Here is a 14,803-nt window from a genome sequence, read left to right as displayed (position 1 = left end):
AGGCCCTGCGGTGCACGAACTGCCGCAACAGCTGGCCAATGGACTCATCCTCGGCGCGATGTACGGACTCATCGCGATCGGCTACACGATGGTCTACGGAATCATCCAGCTCATCAACTTCGCCCACGGCGAGATCTTCATGATCGGAGGCTTCGGGGCTCTCACCGTGTACCTCTGGATGCCGGCCGGTTCCAACCTCCTCGCGATCGTCCCCCTCATGATCGTCGGCGGCGTCATATGCTCCGTCGCCGTCAGCGCCGCGGCGGAACGGTTCGCCTACCGCCCCCTGCGCAACGCACCCCGGCTCGCCCCGCTGATCACCGCGATCGGACTCTCCCTCGCCCTTCAGCAGGCCATCTGGAAGTGGTACCCCAACGCCACCAAGGACCGCCCCTTCCCTCAGTTCAAGGGCGACTCCCTCGACCTCTTCGGCGCCCACATCCAGCGCGGCGACCTCTTCGTCCTCATCGCCGCCCCCGTCTGCATGATCGCCCTCGGGCTCTTCGTCTCCAAGACCCGCACCGGCCGCGGCATGCAGGCCACCAGCCAGGACCCCGACACCGCCAAGCTCATGGGCATCAACACCGACCGCATCATCGTCATGGCCTTCGCCATCGGTGCCGCGTTCGCCGCCGTCGCCGCCGTCGCCTACGGGCTCAAGAACGGCCAGATCGGCTTCAAAATGGGCTTCCTCATGGGCCTCAAGGCCTTCACCGCGGCCGTGCTCGGCGGCATCGGCAACATCTACGGCGCCATGCTCGGCGGCGTCGTCCTCGGCATCGCCGAATCCCTCGCCACGGGCTACATGAGCGACGTCCCCGGCATGGACCTCTTCGGCGGCGGCGCCTGGAAGGACGTGTGGGCCTTCGTCCTCCTCATCGTCGTCCTGCTGCTCAGGCCCCAGGGCCTGCTCGGCGAACGCGTAGCGGACAGGGCGTGATACCGATGACCACCACCCGGACCGCACTCGTCCCGCTCCCCGCCCCCGTCGCCCGCATCGCCACCCTCGCGGGCGCCGCGGCCGCACTCGCCGGCACCTTCCTCCCCTGGACCTGGACCTCCGAATTCCCCGGCGACCTCACCGTCACCGGCTACCCCGGCGGCCTCCAGATCCTCACCCTCACCGCCGCAGTCCTCACCCTGCTGTTCACCCTCACCGGATACGGCATCCCCGGACTGCGCTGGCTCACCCCCGGCGGCACCAACAGCCCCGTCCGCCTCCTCGCCCTCGCCACCCTCGGCACCACCGGCTACGCCATGGGAGCCATCTCCTACGAGCTCGGCGGCGTCGTCAACCTCGAACCCGGAGCCTGGATCAGCGGCATCGGCGCCCTCGTCGCCGTCCTCGCCGCCCTCGGCCTCCCCGACGACCAGCCCCTCCCCGACGACGGCCGCGAGGCCACCGTCCGGCGACGCTTCCGCAACAGCCTCGCCGCCCCCTCGGCGCCCCGCGCCAAGGCCCTCCCCTCCTGGGCCGAGATCCTCGTCATCGCCGTCGCCTTCGGGGTGGCCCTCTACCTCTTCACCTACGGCATCGACATCCCCACCGAGGACTCCGAGCAGTTCATCGGCTTCCTCATCACCGCGGCCTTCGCCTTCACCGCGCTCACCCGGGCCGGCCTCATCGCCCGCATCACCGCGCTGACCGCCAAGCACCGCAACGTCACCCTGGCCGCCGCCCTCGTCGCGGCCCTCTGCTTCCCCTTCACCCAGGACACCGCGGAATACGCCCTCATCGGCGCGAACATCCTCATCTTCGCCACGGTCGCCCTCGGCCTGAACGTCGTCGTCGGCCTCGCCGGCCTCCTCGACCTCGGCTACGTCGCCTTCCTCGGAGTCGGCGCCTACACCGCCGCCCTCGTCTCCGGCGCACCCCTCTCCGCCATCGGCGTCCACTTCCCCTTCTGGGCCGCCGTCCTCACCGGAGCCGTCGTCTCCCTGGTCTTCGGCGTCCTCATCGGCGCCCCGACCCTCCGACTCCGCGGCGACTACCTCGCCATCGTCACCCTCGGCTTCGGAGAGATCTTCCGCGTCACCGTCAACAACCTCAACGGCAACAGCGGCCCCGACCTCACCAACGGCTCCCAGGGCATCCCCAGCATCCCGGACCTCAACCTCTTCGGGATCGACTTCGGACTCACCCACGACATCGGCCCCTTCACCCTCAGCAGGCCCGCCAACTACTACCTGCTGATGCTCGTCGTCACCGCCGTCGTCGTCCTCGTCTTCCGCCGCTCCGGGGACTCCCGCATCGGCCGCGCCTGGGTCGCCATCCGCGAGGACGAGACCGCCGCCACCGCCATGGGCATCAACGCCTTCCGGCTCAAGCTCCTGGCCTTCGCCCTCGGCGCCACCCTCGCCGGCCTCGCCGGCACCGTACAGGCACACGTCAACTACACCGTGACGCCCGAGCAGTACCAGTTCGCCGGCTCCGTGCCACCGAACTCCGCGTTCCTCCTCGCCGCCGTCATCCTCGGCGGCATGGGAACCCTCAGCGGCCCCTTCGTCGGCGCCGCACTGCTCTACCTCATCCCGGCGAAACTGCAGTTCATGCAGGACTACCAGCTCTTCCTCTTCGGCATCGCGCTCATCCTCCTCATGCGCTTCCGCCCCGAAGGCCTGGTCGCCGACCGCCGCAAGCAACTCGAATTCCACGAGAACGACGAACCCATCGACGTACCCGAACCACGGCAGTCCGAAGACAGCGGCGCCGGCATCGCCAAGGCGGGGGCGTGACCACCATGACCACCACCACGACCGCGACCACCGTCCTCGACGCCAGCGGCGTCACCATGCGCTTCGGCGGCCTCACCGCCGTACGCGGCGTCGACCTCACCGTCAACGCGGGCGAGATCGTCGGACTCATCGGCCCCAACGGCGCCGGCAAGACCACCTTCTTCAACTGCCTCACCGGCCTCTACGTCCCCACCGAGGGAACCGTCCGGTACAAGGGCACCGTCCTGCCGCCCAAGCCCCACCTCGTCACCGACGCCGGCATCGCCCGCACCTTCCAGAACATCCGGCTCTTCGCCAACATGACCGTCCTGGAGAACGTCCTCGTCGGACGCCACACCCGGACCAAGGAAGGCCTCTGGTCCGCCCTCCTGCGCCTCCCCGGCTACAGCAAGGCGGAGAACAGCAGCCGCGAACGCGCCATGGAACTCCTGGAGTTCATCGGCCTCCAGGACAAGGCCGACCACCTCGCGCGCAACCTCCCCTACGGGGACCAGCGCAAGCTGGAGATCGCCCGCGCCCTCGCCAGCGACCCCGGACTCCTCCTCCTGGACGAGCCCACCGCCGGCATGAACCCCCAGGAAACCCGCGTCACCGAAGAACTCATCTTCGCCATCCGGGACCAGGGCATCGCCGTCCTCGTCATCGAGCACGACATGCGCTTCATCTTCAACCTCTGCGACCGCGTCGCCTGCCTCGTCCAGGGCGAAAAACTCGTCGAAGGCACCGCGTCCGAGGTCCAGAGCGACGAACGCGTCATCGCCGCCTACCTCGGCACCCCCTTCGAAGGCGCCCCCGGCGCCGAAGAAGTCGCCGAGGTCGAAGCAGCCGAAGCCGAAGCAAGCACACACACGTCGGGCACGAGCGACAGCACGAGCACGAGCACCGAAGAGGAGGACAACCGATGACCGCGCTCCTGGAGGTCGAGGACCTCCGCGTCGCCTACGGCAAGATCGAAGCCGTCAAGGGCATCTCCTTCACCGTCGACGCCGGCCAGGTCGTCACCCTCATCGGCACCAACGGCGCCGGCAAGACGACCACCCTGCGCACCCTCTCCGGGCTCCTCAAGCCCCTGAGCGGCCGCGTCCTCTTCGAGGGCAAACCCCTCACCAACGTCCCCGCCCACAAGATCGTCTCCCTGGGCCTCGCCCACTCCCCCGAGGGACGCCACATCTTCCCCCGGCTGACGATCACCGAGAACCTCCTCCTCGGCGCCTACCTCCGCAACGACAAGGCAGGCATCGAGAAGGACGTCCAGCGCGCCTACGACCTCTTCCCCATCCTCGGGGAGCGCAGGAAGCAGGCCGCCGGCACCCTCTCGGGCGGCGAACAGCAGATGCTCGCCATGGGCCGCGCCCTCATGTCCCAGCCCAAACTCCTCATGCTCGACGAACCCTCCATGGGCCTCTCCCCGATCATGATGCAGAAGATCATGGAGACCATCGTCGAACTCAAGGCCTCCGGCACGACGATCCTCCTCGTCGAACAGAACGCCCAGGCCGCCCTCTCCCTGGCCGACCAGGGCCACGTCATGGAGATCGGCAAGATCGTCCTCTCCGGCACCGGAGCGGACCTCCTCCACGACGAATCCGTCCGCAAGGCCTACCTCGGCGAGGACTGAACCGTACGCACGAGAAAGGCCCGCGCCTCGACGGCGCGGGCCTTTCCTCTGTTCTACGCGCCTACTCGGCGGCCCGCTTCTTCTCCTCGGCGTCCTCGATCAACGCCTCCGCCAACTGCTGCATCGACAGCCGACGGTCCATCGACGTCTTCTGGATCCACCGGAACGCCGCCGGCTCCGACAGCCCGTAATCCGTCTGCAGAATGCTCTTCGCCCGGTCCACCAGCTTCCGCGTCTCCAGCCGCTGCGCCAGGTCCGCGACCTCGTTCTCCAGCGCCTTCAGCTCCGCGAACCGCGACACCGCCATCTCGATGGCCGGCACCACGTCGCTCTTGCTGAACGGCTTCACCAGGTACGCCATCGCCCCCGCGTCCCGGGCCCGCTCCACCAGGTCGCGCTGCGAGAACGCGGTGAGCATGAGCACCGGCGCGATGGACTCCTCGGCGATCTTCTCGGCCGCCGAGATCCCGTCGAGCACCGGCATCTTCACATCCAGGATCACCAGATCCGGCTTGTGCTCCCGCGCCAGCTCGACAGCCTGCTGCCCGTCCCCGGCCTCCCCGACGACGGAGTAGCCCTCTTCTTCGAGCATCTCCTTGAGGTCGAGACGGATCAGCGCCTCGTCCTCCGCGATGACGACGCGGGTCGTCAGCGGCGGGACGTGCGACTTGTCGTCGTCGGCGGCGTCTACGGGCTGGGGCGACTCGGGCGTGGTCACGGGGCTCCTCGTTCAGGGCATATGGCTCTCCATGAGCCTACCTAGCTACGGTATGGTGTCACTACGCAGGGCACTCACGGCCCTTCCTTTCTAAGGCCCCAGTACTCCAACTGGTTAGAGAGGCGGCTCTCAAACAGCCGAAAGTGTGGGTTCGAATCCCACCTGGGGCACTTTTCCTTCGATTCCAAGGCCGCGCAAGAACGGTCCGGATTCACATGATCGTGTGACTTCGCTGCCAATTCCGCTGCCGAGACCGCAAACTTCTTCAAGCTCGACCATGTGTACGACATTGAGACGCGCAGGCACGCGCTGGACCTCCTCGATCATGGCCTCAGCCTGAACGCTGTGAGCAAGCAGACCGGTATTTCGCGGGCAGCGATACGCGCCTGGCTCACGCTCATCGAGCCGCTGCCTCGCATCCTGGGGCACACCGATTGCCCCCGCTGTGCACCCGTGTCGTTGCCACTCAATGACCCTGCCAATTACGCGTATCTGCTGGGCCTGTACTTGGGTGACGGCTGCATCAGCGCGCACCCACGAGGCCGCGGCTACTACTTGCGCATTGCCTGCGCCGATGCATGGCCGGGTCTCATCGAAGAATGCCGCAACGCTATCGCGGCCATCCATCCGTCCGGTGCCGTGTATCTCGTGCAGAAGCAGGGGTGCGTCGCAGTGACCAGCTACAGCAGGCACTGGCCCTGCCTGTTCCCGCAGCATGGTCCCGGCAAGAAGCATGACCGCACCATCGCTCTGGCTACGTGGCAGCAGGAGATCGTGGATGCGCACCGCTGGGAGTTCGTCCGAGGACTGATCCACTCCGACGGCTGCCGCATCACCAACTGGGCCACCCGCCTCGTCCGTGGCGAACGACGGCGCTACGAGTACCCGCGCTACTTCTTCACCAACCTGTCGGCCGACATCCTGCGCCTCTACACCGGCACGCTCGACAAGCTCGGCGTCGAGTGGAAGGCCGCCAACCGCAAGAACATCTCCGTAGCCCGACGGGCATCCGTAGCCCTCATGGACGCACACGTCGGGCCGAAATACTGAGCCGCCCCTACTTCGGGCTGTCGTCCTCGCCGATGTGGTGCACCCGGACCAGGTTCGTCGAACCGGCGACGCCCGGCGGGGAGCCTGCGGTGATGACGACGACGTCGCCCTTCTGGCAGCGGCCGATCTTCAGGAGTTCCTCGTCGACCTGAGCGACCATCGCGTCGGTGGAGTCGACGTGGGGGCCGAGGAACGTTTCGACGCCCCAGGTCAGGTTCAGCTGGGAGCGGGTGGCCGGGTCCGGGGTGAAGGCCAGAAGCGGGATCGGGGAGCGGTATCGCGACAACCGCTTCACCGTGTCGCCGCTCTGGGTGAAGGCGACGAGGAACTTCGCGCCGAGGAAGTCGCCCATCTCGGCCGCCGCGCGGGCGACCGCTCCGCCCTGGGTGCGGGGCTTGTTTCGTTCGGTGAGGGGCGGGAGGCCCTTGGCGAGGATGTCCTCCTCGGCGGCCTCGACGATGCGGGACATCGTGCGGACGGTCTCGATGGCGTACTTGCCGACGCTGGTCTCGCCGGAGAGCATCACGGCGTCCGTGCCGTCGATGACGGCGTTGGCGACGTCGGAGGCCTCGGCGCGGGTGGGGCGGGAGTTGTCGATCATCGAGTCGAGCATCTGGGTGGCGACGATGACAGGCTTGGCGTTGCGCTTGGCGAGCTTGATGGCGCGCTTCTGGACGATCGGGACCTGTTCCAGGGGCATTTCGACGCCGAGGTCGCCGCGGGCGACCATGATGCCGTCGAAGGCGGCGACGATGTCGTCGATGTTCTCGACGGCCTGGGGCTTCTCGACCTTGGCGATGACGGGGAGGCGGCGGCCCTCCTCGTCCATGATGCGGTGGACGTCCTCGATGTCGCGTCCGCTGCGGACGAAGGAGAGGGCGATGATGTCGGCGCCGGTGCGCAGGGCCCAGCGGAGGTCGTCGATGTCCTTTTCGGAGAGGGCGGGGACGGAGACGGCGACACCGGGGAGGTTGAGTCCCTTGTGGTCGGAGACCATGCCGCCTTCGATGACGGTGGTGTGGACGCGGGGGCCGTCGACTTCGGTGACTTCGAGGGTGACGCGGCCGTCGTCGATGAGGATGCGTTCGCCGGTGGTGACGTCGGCGGCGAGGCCGGTGTAGGTGGTGCCGCAGGTGTGGCGGTTTCCCTCCATCGGTTCGACGGTGATGGTGAAGTCGTCGCCGCGTTCGAGTAGTACGGGTCCTTCTTTGAAGCGGCCGAGGCGGATCTTCGGGCCTTGAAGGTCGGCGAGGATGCCGACGCTGCGGCCGGCTTCGTCGGAGGCTTTGCGGACGCGGTGGTAGCGCTCTTCGTGTTCGGCGTAGCTGCCGTGGCTGAGGTTGAGGCGGGCGATGTCCATTCCGGCTTCGACCAGGGCTTTGATCTGGTCGTATGTGTCGGTGGCGGGTCCCAGGGTGCAAACGATTTTGGCTCGGCGCATGGTTCGAGCCTAAACCTTACCTATGGGTAGGCCATTGGCTCTTGATGACTGTCCAACCACCTTTGAATGAAGGGTTATTGACAAGTGTTGAATTGTGCGGCGGCGCGCTCCGATGAGCGCGCGCCGGTATGGGTTGGGGTGGGATTGTGGGGTGGTTTTCAGAGTTTCGGCGGGGTCATGGTGAAGCGGGCGTTGACCTGGGCGTAGACGGTCTGCCGCTGGGGTTCGAGGTCGATGGCGGGGGGCGGCGGGGCGCCGGCTCCGGCGGGGGCGGGGAGTGGGCCGCCGTAGCCGGCACTGCGGGCGTAGGCGGCGGGGGCGGGGTTCTCGGCGCCTATGTCGGCGAGTTCGACGAGGGCGGCGAGTTCGGCGCCGAGTGCTCCGGCGTATTCGCGGGCGCGCTGGACGGCTTCGCGTACGGCTTGGCGGCGGGCTTCGCCGTGGGCGGGTGAGGTGGGGCGCAGGGCCCACCAGGGGCCGTTGACGTGGGTCATGTCGAGGTCGCCGACGCGGGTGACGAATTCGCCGAGTGCGGTGAAGTCGTTGAGGACGGCGGTGATGTAGACGCGGCCGTGGTAGGCGCGGATCTTCTCGTCGCGGCCGCGGTGGACGAGTTCGGGGCTGATGGAGAGGGCGCCGGTTTCGAGTTTCTCGATGGCGTCGCCGTAGGTGCGGGCGAGTGCGAGGACGGTGGTGTTGCGGCGGGTGAGGTCTTCGAGGGCGGCGCGGCGGTCCTTGCCGCGGGCGGTGACGGTGATGGAGAGGCGGGCGATCTCCGGGTCGACTTCGAGGCGGGCTTCGCCCCGGACGGCGAGGCGGGGTTGGTCCGGGGTGCCGTAGGGCTGGGCGGTGTCGGTCATGGGTCCACTGTGGCAGCGGGGTGTGACAGTCGGGTCGCGGTGGCCGGGTTGTGACGGTGGGCGTGTGGCGGTCGGGGCGTGTGGCGGTCGGGGGTGTGGTCGGGTGGTCGTTGTGTGGTCATGGAACGGAAACCTGTCGGGGGTGTTGCCGGGGGTGGTGCGTGGGTGATTATCTACGCGCGTTGTCCGTGTGGGCGCGTGGTCTACGCGCGTCGTGCGCGGGGTGAACCAAGATGTGGGAGAAGACGAGATGCCGCTGAACCGAAGGACGTTTCTGGGGACATCGGCGGCCGCCGGTGCGGGTGCGGCGCTGGTGGGGGGTGCCGCGGCGCCGGCCGCTGCGCACGGCCGGGGCCGTGGTCACGGGCCGGAGCCGAAGCGGTATTCGTTCACGGTGATGGGGACGACGGACCTGCACGGGAACGTCTTCAACTGGGACTACTTCACGGACGCCGAGTTCGACGACAAGGCGCACAACGATGTGGGTCTGGCGAAGATCTCGACGCTGGTGGATCAGGTGCGCCGGGAGAAGGGCCGTCACAACACGCTGATGATCGACGCGGGTGACACGATTCAGGGTACGCAGTTGTCGTACTACTACGCGAAGATCGATCCGATCACGGCGAAGCGCGGTCCGGTGCATCCGATGGCCCAGGCGATGAACGCGATCGGCTACGACGCGGCGGCGCTGGGGAACCACGAGTTCAATTACGGGATTCCCGTGCTGCGGAAGTTCGAGGAGCAGTGTGATTTCCCGCTGCTGGGGGCGAACGCGCTGGACGCGAAGTCGTTGCGGCCGGCGTTCGCGCCGTATGTGATCAAGAAGCTGCGGACGCCGCACGGGCGGGATGTGCGGGTGGGGATCCTGGGTCTGACGAATCCGGGCATCGCGATCTGGGACAAGGCGAACGTGAGCGGGAAGATGGTGTTCCCGGGTCTGGAGGAGCAGGCGGCGAAGTACGTGCCGCGGCTGCGTTCGATGGGTGCGGACGTGGTGATCGTGTCGGCGCACTCGGGGAACAGCGGGACGTCGTCGTACGGGGACCAGATCCCGTACGTGGAGAACGCGGCGGGTCTGGTGGCGGAGCAGGTGCCGGGGATCGACGCGATTCTGGTGGGTCACGCGCATCTGGAGATTCCCGAGTACTTCGTGGAGAACAAGGAGACCGGGAAGAAGGTCGTGCTGTCGGAGCCGTTGAAGTGGGGGCAGCGGCTGACGCTGTTCGACTTCGACGTGGTGTGGGAGAAGGGGCGCTGGGTGGTGGAGCGGGCCGGTTCCCAGGTGCTGAACTCCAATACGGTGGCGGAGGACCCGAGGATCACTCGGCTGCTCGCGGACGAGCACGCGAAGGTCGTGGCGTACGTCAACCAGGTGATCGGTACGTCGACGGCGGCGATGTCCACGGCGGAGGCGGCGTGGAAGGACGAGCCGATCATCGATCTGATCAACGTGGTGCAGACGGAGACGGTGAAGGAGGCGCTGGCGGGGGGCGAGTACGCGGCGCTGCCGGTGCTGTCGCAGGCGTCGTGCTTCTCGCGTACGGCGCGGATTCCGGCGGGTGATGTGACGATCAAGGATGCGGCGGGGCTGTATCCGTTCGAGAACACGCTGGAGGCGCGGTTGGTGACGGGTGCGCAGATCCTGGATTATCTGGAGTTCTCGGCGAAGTACTACGTGCGGACGGCGGCGGGTGCGCCGGTGGATCCGGAGGCGTTGACGAACGCGGACAACACGCCGGACTACAACTACGACGCGGTGTCGGGGCTGACGTACGACGTGGACATCGCGAAGCCGGTGGGGTCGCGGATCTCGGGTCTGCTGTTCGAGGGGAAGCCGGTGGATCCGGCGGCGCAGTTCGTGCTGGCGGTGAACAACTACCGGGCGAGTGGCGGGGGGAACTTCCCGCACGTTCCGGCGGCGAAGCAGTTGTGGGCGAATTCCGAGGAGATCCGGAACACGATCATCGCCTGGGTGCAGGCGAAGGGTTCGGTGGACGCGACGGAGTTCGCTTCGGTGGACTGGCGTCTGACGCGGGACGGGGTGCCGGTGTTCTAGGGCTTGTCCGCCCGGTCGTCGCGGCGGCCCCTCTGCCTCGCTCGTGCGAGGCAGAGGGGCCGCCGTTGTCGTGTCCGGGTGGGGTCAGCGGGTGCCGAGGAGGGCGCGCCAGGTGTTCGGGCCGATGACGCCGTCGGCGGCGAGGTGGTGGCTCTTCTGGAAGGCGAGGGTGGCGGCCTTGGTCTTGGCGCCGAATTTGCCGTCGACGGTGAGGGAGTAGCCGTAGACCTTGAGCTGGGTCTGGGCGGCCTTGACGGCCTGGCCGGTGGATCCGTAGCGGACGGTGGTGATGAGCTTGGACCAGGTCTTGGGGCCGATGACGCCGTCGGCGGCGAGGGAGCGGGCCTTCTGGAAGCGGACGGTGGCGGTGCGGGTCCTGGGTCCGAAGCTGCTGTCGACGGCGATGTCGTAGCCGCGGGCGTTCAGGAGGTACTGGGCGGTGCGGACGTCGGTGCCCTTGGATCCGCTCTTGAGGACGGGCCAGGAGGCGCTGGGGGTGGGGAGCTGGCCGCCGCCTCCGCCTCCGTTGCCGCCGCCGAGCTTGACGGGGCGGTAGGGGTCGTAGTGGTCCTTGCCGATGCCGTAGCTGAGGATGCGGTGGGTGGTGCCGTGGGAGCCGCGCTGTTCGTAGGCCCAGTAGGAGGTGTGGGAGCTGTTGGCCCACTTCTCGAAGATGACGACGTGGCGGAAGTCGCCGTCGGTGGTGCTGGCGTCGATGAGCAGATCGCCCTTTCTGAGCCCGCTGGTGCTGCTGAGGTGCTGGGTGACGCCGTTGCGGCTGTCGGCGAGGCCGACGGTGTTGAGGCCGGGCTTGCCGAGGGCGAGTGCCATGGAGACGTAGCCGGAGCAGTCCTGGCGGTATCCGTCCTTCCAGGTGCGCTGCATGCTGTACGGCACTTGGTGGCCGCCGTTGGCGGTGAGCCAGGTGCGGGCGCGGTTGATCATGGTGTCGGGGGACATGGTGGCCGTGGCGAGGCTGGATATCTGGTCGGCCTGGGTGACGAGTCCGCTGTCGGCCTCGGGTTCGGGTCCGTAGGCGGTGTCGGCGGCGACGGTGTCCGGGGTGTCGTGGCCGGTGAGGTTCGGTACGACGACGGCGGCTGCGGCGATTCCTGCGGCGGTGAGGCCGGCGAGGGCGAGCTGGGTGCGGCGGGTGAGGCGGTGGTGCAGGGCCATGGCGGTAGTCCCCCGATGCGTCCGTGGTGCGGCTCGCGGTCCGAGGGCGCCCGGGGATGCGGGTGCGGTCGTGACTGGCGTGCCGTCTGTGGTTGCTGACGGGGGACCACGATGGCAAGGGCGGGGTCCTGCGCCCAGTGCTGTGCGTAAGACGCATGAGTTGGTGACGTGACCCCGACATTGTGGGGGTGCTGGGCCGTGTCTGTGACAGATCTCCGTGCGGGGGTGGTCAGTTGTTCTGGACGAGCGGGACGAGGTGGGGGCCCTGGGCGGGGACGGCGGGGGTCTGCGGGGTGAGGCCGAAGGTGGTGAAGGCGGTGCGCTCGGGGAGGGGGTAGGGGGTGGTGCCGGTGAGGTTGTTGAGGATGGTGGCGCTGCGCCATGCGGCGAGACCGAGGTCGGGGGCGCCGACGCCGTGGGTGTGGCGTTCGGCGTTCTGTACGTAGATGGCGCCGGTGACGGCGGGGTCGAGGTCGAGGCGGTACTGCTCGTCGATGCGGGGGCGTCCGGCGCGGTCGCGGCGCAGCCGGGTGCCGAGGGGTTCGAGGAGGGTGTCGAGGGGGCGTTCGCGGTAGCCGGTGGCGAGGACGACGGCGTCGGTGACGAGGCGGCTGCGGGTGCCTTGCTGGGCGTGTTCGAGGTGGAGTTCGACGCGGGTGGTGGCGACGCGGCCCGCGGTGCGGACGCAGACGCCGGGGGTGAGGGTGGTGTCGGGCCAGCCGCCGTGGAGGGTGCGGCGGTAGAGCTCGTCGTGGATGGCGCTGATGGTGTCGTGGTCGATGCCCTTGTGGAGCTGCCATTGCTGGGGGACGAGCTGGTCGCGGACGTTTTCGGGGAGGCCGTGGAAGTAGCGGGTGTAGTCGGGGGTGAAGTGTTCGAGGCCGAGTTTGGAGTACTCCATGGGGGCGAAGGCGGGGGTGCGGGCGAGCCAGTGGAGTCGTTCGCGTCCTTCGGGGCGGGCGCGCAGCAGGTCGAGGAAGATCTCGGCGCCGGACTGTCCTGAGCCGATGACGGTGATGTGTCCGGCGTCGAGGAGCCGGGTGCGGTGGTGGAGGTAGTCGGCGGAGTGGATGACGGGGACGGAGCCGGCGTCGGCGAGGGGTTTGAGGGGTTCGGGGATGTGGGGTTCGGTGCCGATGCCGAGGGCGAGGTTGCGGGTGTGGGCACGGCCGAGGGCTTCGGCTTCGCCGTCGGCGTCGAGTTGGGTGAAGTCGACTTCGAAGTGGGCGCGTTCGGCGTTCCAGCGGACGGCGTCGACCTGATGGCCGAAGTGGAGGCCGGGGAGTTCCCGGCTGACCCAGCGGCAGTACGCGTCGTATTCGGTGCGGGGGATGTGGAAGCGCTCGGCGAAGTAGAAGGGGAAGAGCCGGTGGCGGGTGCGGAGGTAGTTGAGGAGGGTCCAGGGGCTGGTGGGGTCGGCGAGGGTGACGAGGTCGGCGAGGAAGGGGACTTGGAGGGTGGCGCCGTCGATGAGGAGTCCGGGGTGCCAGTGGAAGGCGGGGCGCTGGTCGTAGAAGGCGGTGGTGAGGGGGGTGGTCAGGCCGTGGGCGAGGGCCGCGAGCGAGAGGTTGAAGGGGCCGATGCCGATGCCGACGAGGTCGTGGGGCCGGTCGGTCTGGGGGGTGGGCCGGTGGGGCCGGGTGGTCATCGGGGGGTGCCGCTTTCGGTGAGTTCGGTGGCGAGGTCGGTGACGAGGGTGAGGAGGGTGTGCAGGTCCTCGGGGGTGGCGTGGGGGTTGAGGAGGGTGGCCTTGAGCCAGAGGCGGTCGTGGGTGCGGGTGCGGCCGAGGACGGCGTGGCCGCGGGCGAGGAGGGTGCGGCGGAGGGTGGCGACGGTGTGGTCGTCGGCGTGGGTGGGGCGGAAGAGGACGGTGGTGAGGGTGGGGCGTTCGTAGAGGTCGAGTTCGGGGTGTTTGGTGATGAGGTCGGCGAGGTGTTCGGCGGCGGCGCAGGTGCGGTCGATGAGGTCGGCGAGTCCGCTGCGGCCGAGGGCCTGGAGGGTGACGGCGATCTTGAGGGCGTCGGGGCGGCGGGTGGTGCGCAGGGAGCGGCCGAGGAGGTCGGGGAGGCCGGCTTCGGTGTCGTCGTCGGCGTTGAGGTAGGGGGCGTGGTGGTGGAGGGAGTGGAGGAGGCGGTGGTCGGGGACGGCGAGGATGCCGGCGGACGCGGGCTGCCAGCCGAGTTTGTGGAGGTCGAGGGCGACGCTGTGGGCGCGGTCGATGCCGGTGATCTTGGCGCGGTGGGTGGGGCTGAGGACGAGGGGTCCGCCGTAGGCGGCGTCGATGTGGAGTTCGGCGCCGTGGGCTTCGCAGAGGTCGGCGATCTCGGCGAGGGGATCGATTCTGCCGGTGTCGGTGGTGCCGGCGGTGGCGGTGACGAGGAGGGGGTGGGGTCCCCGGTGGTGGGTGAGGAGGTTGTCGAGGGCGCCGGGGTCGATGGTGCCGGTGGGGGCGGGGACGGTGAGGGGTTCGGGGAGGCCGAGGAGCCAGGCGGCGCGGGGGATGCTGTGGTGGACGTTGGTGCCGCAGACGGTCTGGACGGTGCCGTGGCGCTCGCGGGCGAGGAGCAGGGCGAGTTGGTTGGACTCGGTGCCGCCGGTGGTGACGAGGGCGTCGGGGCGGGGGCGGCGGGGGTAGATCTCGGCGGCGAGGGCGGCGGCGGTGTCGGCCTCGATGGTGGAGGCGGCGGGGGCCTGGTCCCAGGAGTCCATGGAGGGGTTGAGGGCGGAGGCCGCGAGGTCGGCGGCGGTGGCCAGGGCGAGGGGCGGGGTGTGGAGGTGGGCGGCGCAGAGCGGGTCCGCCGGGTCGGCCGCGCCTTCGGTGAGGGCGCCGACGAGGGTGGCGAGGGCGTGGTGGGCGCCGGTGCCGTGTTCGGGGATGACGGGGTCGAGCGCGGTGCGGGTGTGGGCGGCGACGGTGTCGGGTCCGCCGGTGGGCAGGGGGCCGTCGCGGCGTCGGGCGCCCTCCTGGAGGGCGGTGAGGACGGTGTCGATGAGGGGGCGCAGGGCGGTGGGTCCGGTGGTGGAGCCGGCGAGTGCGGGGGTGGGCATGGAGAGCTGACCCTTCGGGTGCGCGCGAGTGGACGTGTCAGCTTGTCCGGGTTTCGGGTGCCGCTGCCGGGGTGCCCGGTGATCTGAACCCGAAAGGAGG

General features: G+C 68.9%; 12 protein-coding genes and 1 tRNA gene. 7 read left to right on the top strand and 6 right to left on the bottom strand.

Annotated elements, in window-relative coordinates; translation table 11 throughout:
• Window positions 1–10 precede the first annotated feature (10 nt).
• From ACFVDM_RS24230 to ACFVDM_RS24215, 4 genes are read left to right on the top strand one after another with little or no spacing between them, the layout of a single operon-like run.
• A complete protein-coding gene (locus ACFVDM_RS24230) occupies window positions 11–940 on the top strand; it encodes a branched-chain amino acid ABC transporter permease (RefSeq protein ID WP_383643746.1) in 930 nt (309 codons plus the stop codon).
• Between the two features lie 5 nt (window positions 941–945).
• A complete protein-coding gene (locus ACFVDM_RS24225) occupies window positions 946–2,736 on the top strand; it encodes a branched-chain amino acid ABC transporter permease (protein WP_383643744.1) in 1,791 nt (596 codons plus the stop codon).
• Window positions 2,733–3,641, top strand: a complete 909-nt coding sequence (locus ACFVDM_RS24220; protein ID WP_383643741.1) for an ABC transporter ATP-binding protein — start codon at window positions 2,733–2,735, stop codon at window positions 3,639–3,641. Before ACFVDM_RS24225 ends, ACFVDM_RS24220 begins: the two co-directional genes overlap by 4 nt.
• Window positions 3,638–4,354 (top strand): ABC transporter ATP-binding protein, encoded by a 717-nt coding sequence (locus ACFVDM_RS24215; protein WP_383643738.1) that lies wholly within the window; start codon window positions 3,638–3,640, stop codon window positions 4,352–4,354. The genes ACFVDM_RS24220 and ACFVDM_RS24215 overlap by 4 nt, the downstream gene beginning before the upstream one ends.
• 61 nt (window positions 4,355–4,415) lie before the next feature.
• Here ACFVDM_RS24215 and ACFVDM_RS24210 read toward each other — a convergent pair whose 3' ends face one another.
• Complete coding sequence (locus ACFVDM_RS24210; RefSeq protein ID WP_383643735.1) at window positions 4,416–5,072, bottom strand: ANTAR domain-containing response regulator; 657 nt, start codon at window positions 5,070–5,072, stop codon at window positions 4,416–4,418.
• A gap of 95 nt (window positions 5,073–5,167) precedes the next feature.
• On the opposite strand from ACFVDM_RS24210, the gene ACFVDM_RS24205 reads away from it, so the two are divergent.
• Together ACFVDM_RS24205 and ACFVDM_RS24200 are read left to right on the top strand one after the other, a co-directional pair.
• A tRNA-Leu gene (locus ACFVDM_RS24205) sits at window positions 5,168–5,242 on the top strand.
• A 109-nt stretch (window positions 5,243–5,351) separates the two neighbouring features.
• Window positions 5,352–6,122, top strand: coding sequence for a hypothetical protein (locus tag ACFVDM_RS24200; protein ID WP_383643733.1), 771 nt, complete (start codon window positions 5,352–5,354; stop codon window positions 6,120–6,122).
• A gap of 7 nt (window positions 6,123–6,129) precedes the next feature.
• On the opposite strand, the gene pyk is transcribed toward ACFVDM_RS24200, so the two are convergent.
• On the bottom strand, window positions 6,130–7,563 hold the full coding sequence (gene pyk / locus ACFVDM_RS24195) for a pyruvate kinase (protein ID WP_383643730.1): 1,434 nt from the start codon (window positions 7,561–7,563) through the stop codon (window positions 6,130–6,132).
• A gap of 158 nt (window positions 7,564–7,721) precedes the next feature.
• Window positions 7,722–8,423 (bottom strand): SIMPL domain-containing protein, encoded by a 702-nt coding sequence (locus tag ACFVDM_RS24190; RefSeq protein WP_383643728.1) that lies wholly within the window; start codon window positions 8,421–8,423, stop codon window positions 7,722–7,724.
• Between the two features lie 250 nt (window positions 8,424–8,673).
• Here ACFVDM_RS24190 and ACFVDM_RS24185 point away from each other — a divergent pair, with 250 nt between their 5' ends.
• Window positions 8,674–10,479, top strand: coding sequence for a bifunctional metallophosphatase/5'-nucleotidase (locus tag ACFVDM_RS24185; protein WP_383643725.1), 1,806 nt, complete (start codon window positions 8,674–8,676; stop codon window positions 10,477–10,479).
• A gap of 84 nt (window positions 10,480–10,563) precedes the next feature.
• Here the strand turns inward: ACFVDM_RS24185 and ACFVDM_RS24180 are convergent, their stop codons facing one another.
• The 3 genes from ACFVDM_RS24180 to ACFVDM_RS24170 form a co-directional block, all read right to left on the bottom strand.
• Window positions 10,564–11,655, bottom strand: coding sequence for a peptidoglycan-binding protein (locus tag ACFVDM_RS24180; RefSeq protein ID WP_383643722.1), 1,092 nt, complete (start codon window positions 11,653–11,655; stop codon window positions 10,564–10,566).
• A 229-nt stretch (window positions 11,656–11,884) separates the two neighbouring features.
• Window positions 11,885–13,303, bottom strand: a complete 1,419-nt coding sequence (locus ACFVDM_RS24175; RefSeq protein WP_383643719.1) for a lysine N(6)-hydroxylase/L-ornithine N(5)-oxygenase family protein — start codon at window positions 13,301–13,303, stop codon at window positions 11,885–11,887.
• The gene (locus tag ACFVDM_RS24170; RefSeq protein ID WP_383643717.1) at window positions 13,300–14,703 is read right to left on the bottom strand and encodes a pyridoxal phosphate-dependent decarboxylase family protein; all 1,404 of its coding nucleotides are present in this window, start codon (window positions 14,701–14,703) and stop codon (window positions 13,300–13,302) included. Before ACFVDM_RS24170 ends, ACFVDM_RS24175 begins: the two co-directional genes overlap by 4 nt.
• Window positions 14,704–14,803 lie beyond the last annotated feature (100 nt).

The sequence above is a fragment of the Streptomyces sp. NPDC057682 genome (genome assembly GCF_042799575.1).
Taxonomy (GTDB): Bacteria; Actinomycetota; Actinomycetes; order Streptomycetales; family Streptomycetaceae; genus Streptomyces.
This window is presented reverse-complemented; position numbering and strand designations above follow the sequence as displayed.

Bases quoted from the DNA above. Each gene is read 5' to 3' on its own strand.
- ACFVDM_RS24225 (WP_383643744.1), top strand. From the start codon at position 946: ATGACCACCACCCGGACCGCACTCGTCCCGCTCCCCGCCCCCGTCGCC.
- ACFVDM_RS24215 (WP_383643738.1), top strand. From the start codon at position 3,638: ATGACCGCGCTCCTGGAGGTCGAGGACCTCCGCGTCGCCTACGGCAAG.
- pyk (WP_383643730.1), bottom strand. From the start codon at position 7,563: ATGCGCCGAGCCAAAATCGTTTGCACCCTGGGACCCGCCACCGACACA.
- ACFVDM_RS24190 (WP_383643728.1), bottom strand. From the start codon at position 8,423: ATGACCGACACCGCCCAGCCCTACGGCACCCCGGACCAACCCCGCCTC.
- ACFVDM_RS24185 (WP_383643725.1), top strand. From the start codon at position 8,674: ATGCCGCTGAACCGAAGGACGTTTCTGGGGACATCGGCGGCCGCCGGT.
- ACFVDM_RS24180 (WP_383643722.1), bottom strand. From the start codon at position 11,655: ATGGCCCTGCACCACCGCCTCACCCGCCGCACCCAGCTCGCCCTCGCC.
- ACFVDM_RS24175 (WP_383643719.1), bottom strand. From the start codon at position 13,303: ATGACCACCCGGCCCCACCGGCCCACCCCCCAGACCGACCGGCCCCAC.
- ACFVDM_RS24170 (WP_383643717.1), bottom strand. From the start codon at position 14,703: ATGCCCACCCCCGCACTCGCCGGCTCCACCACCGGACCCACCGCCCTG.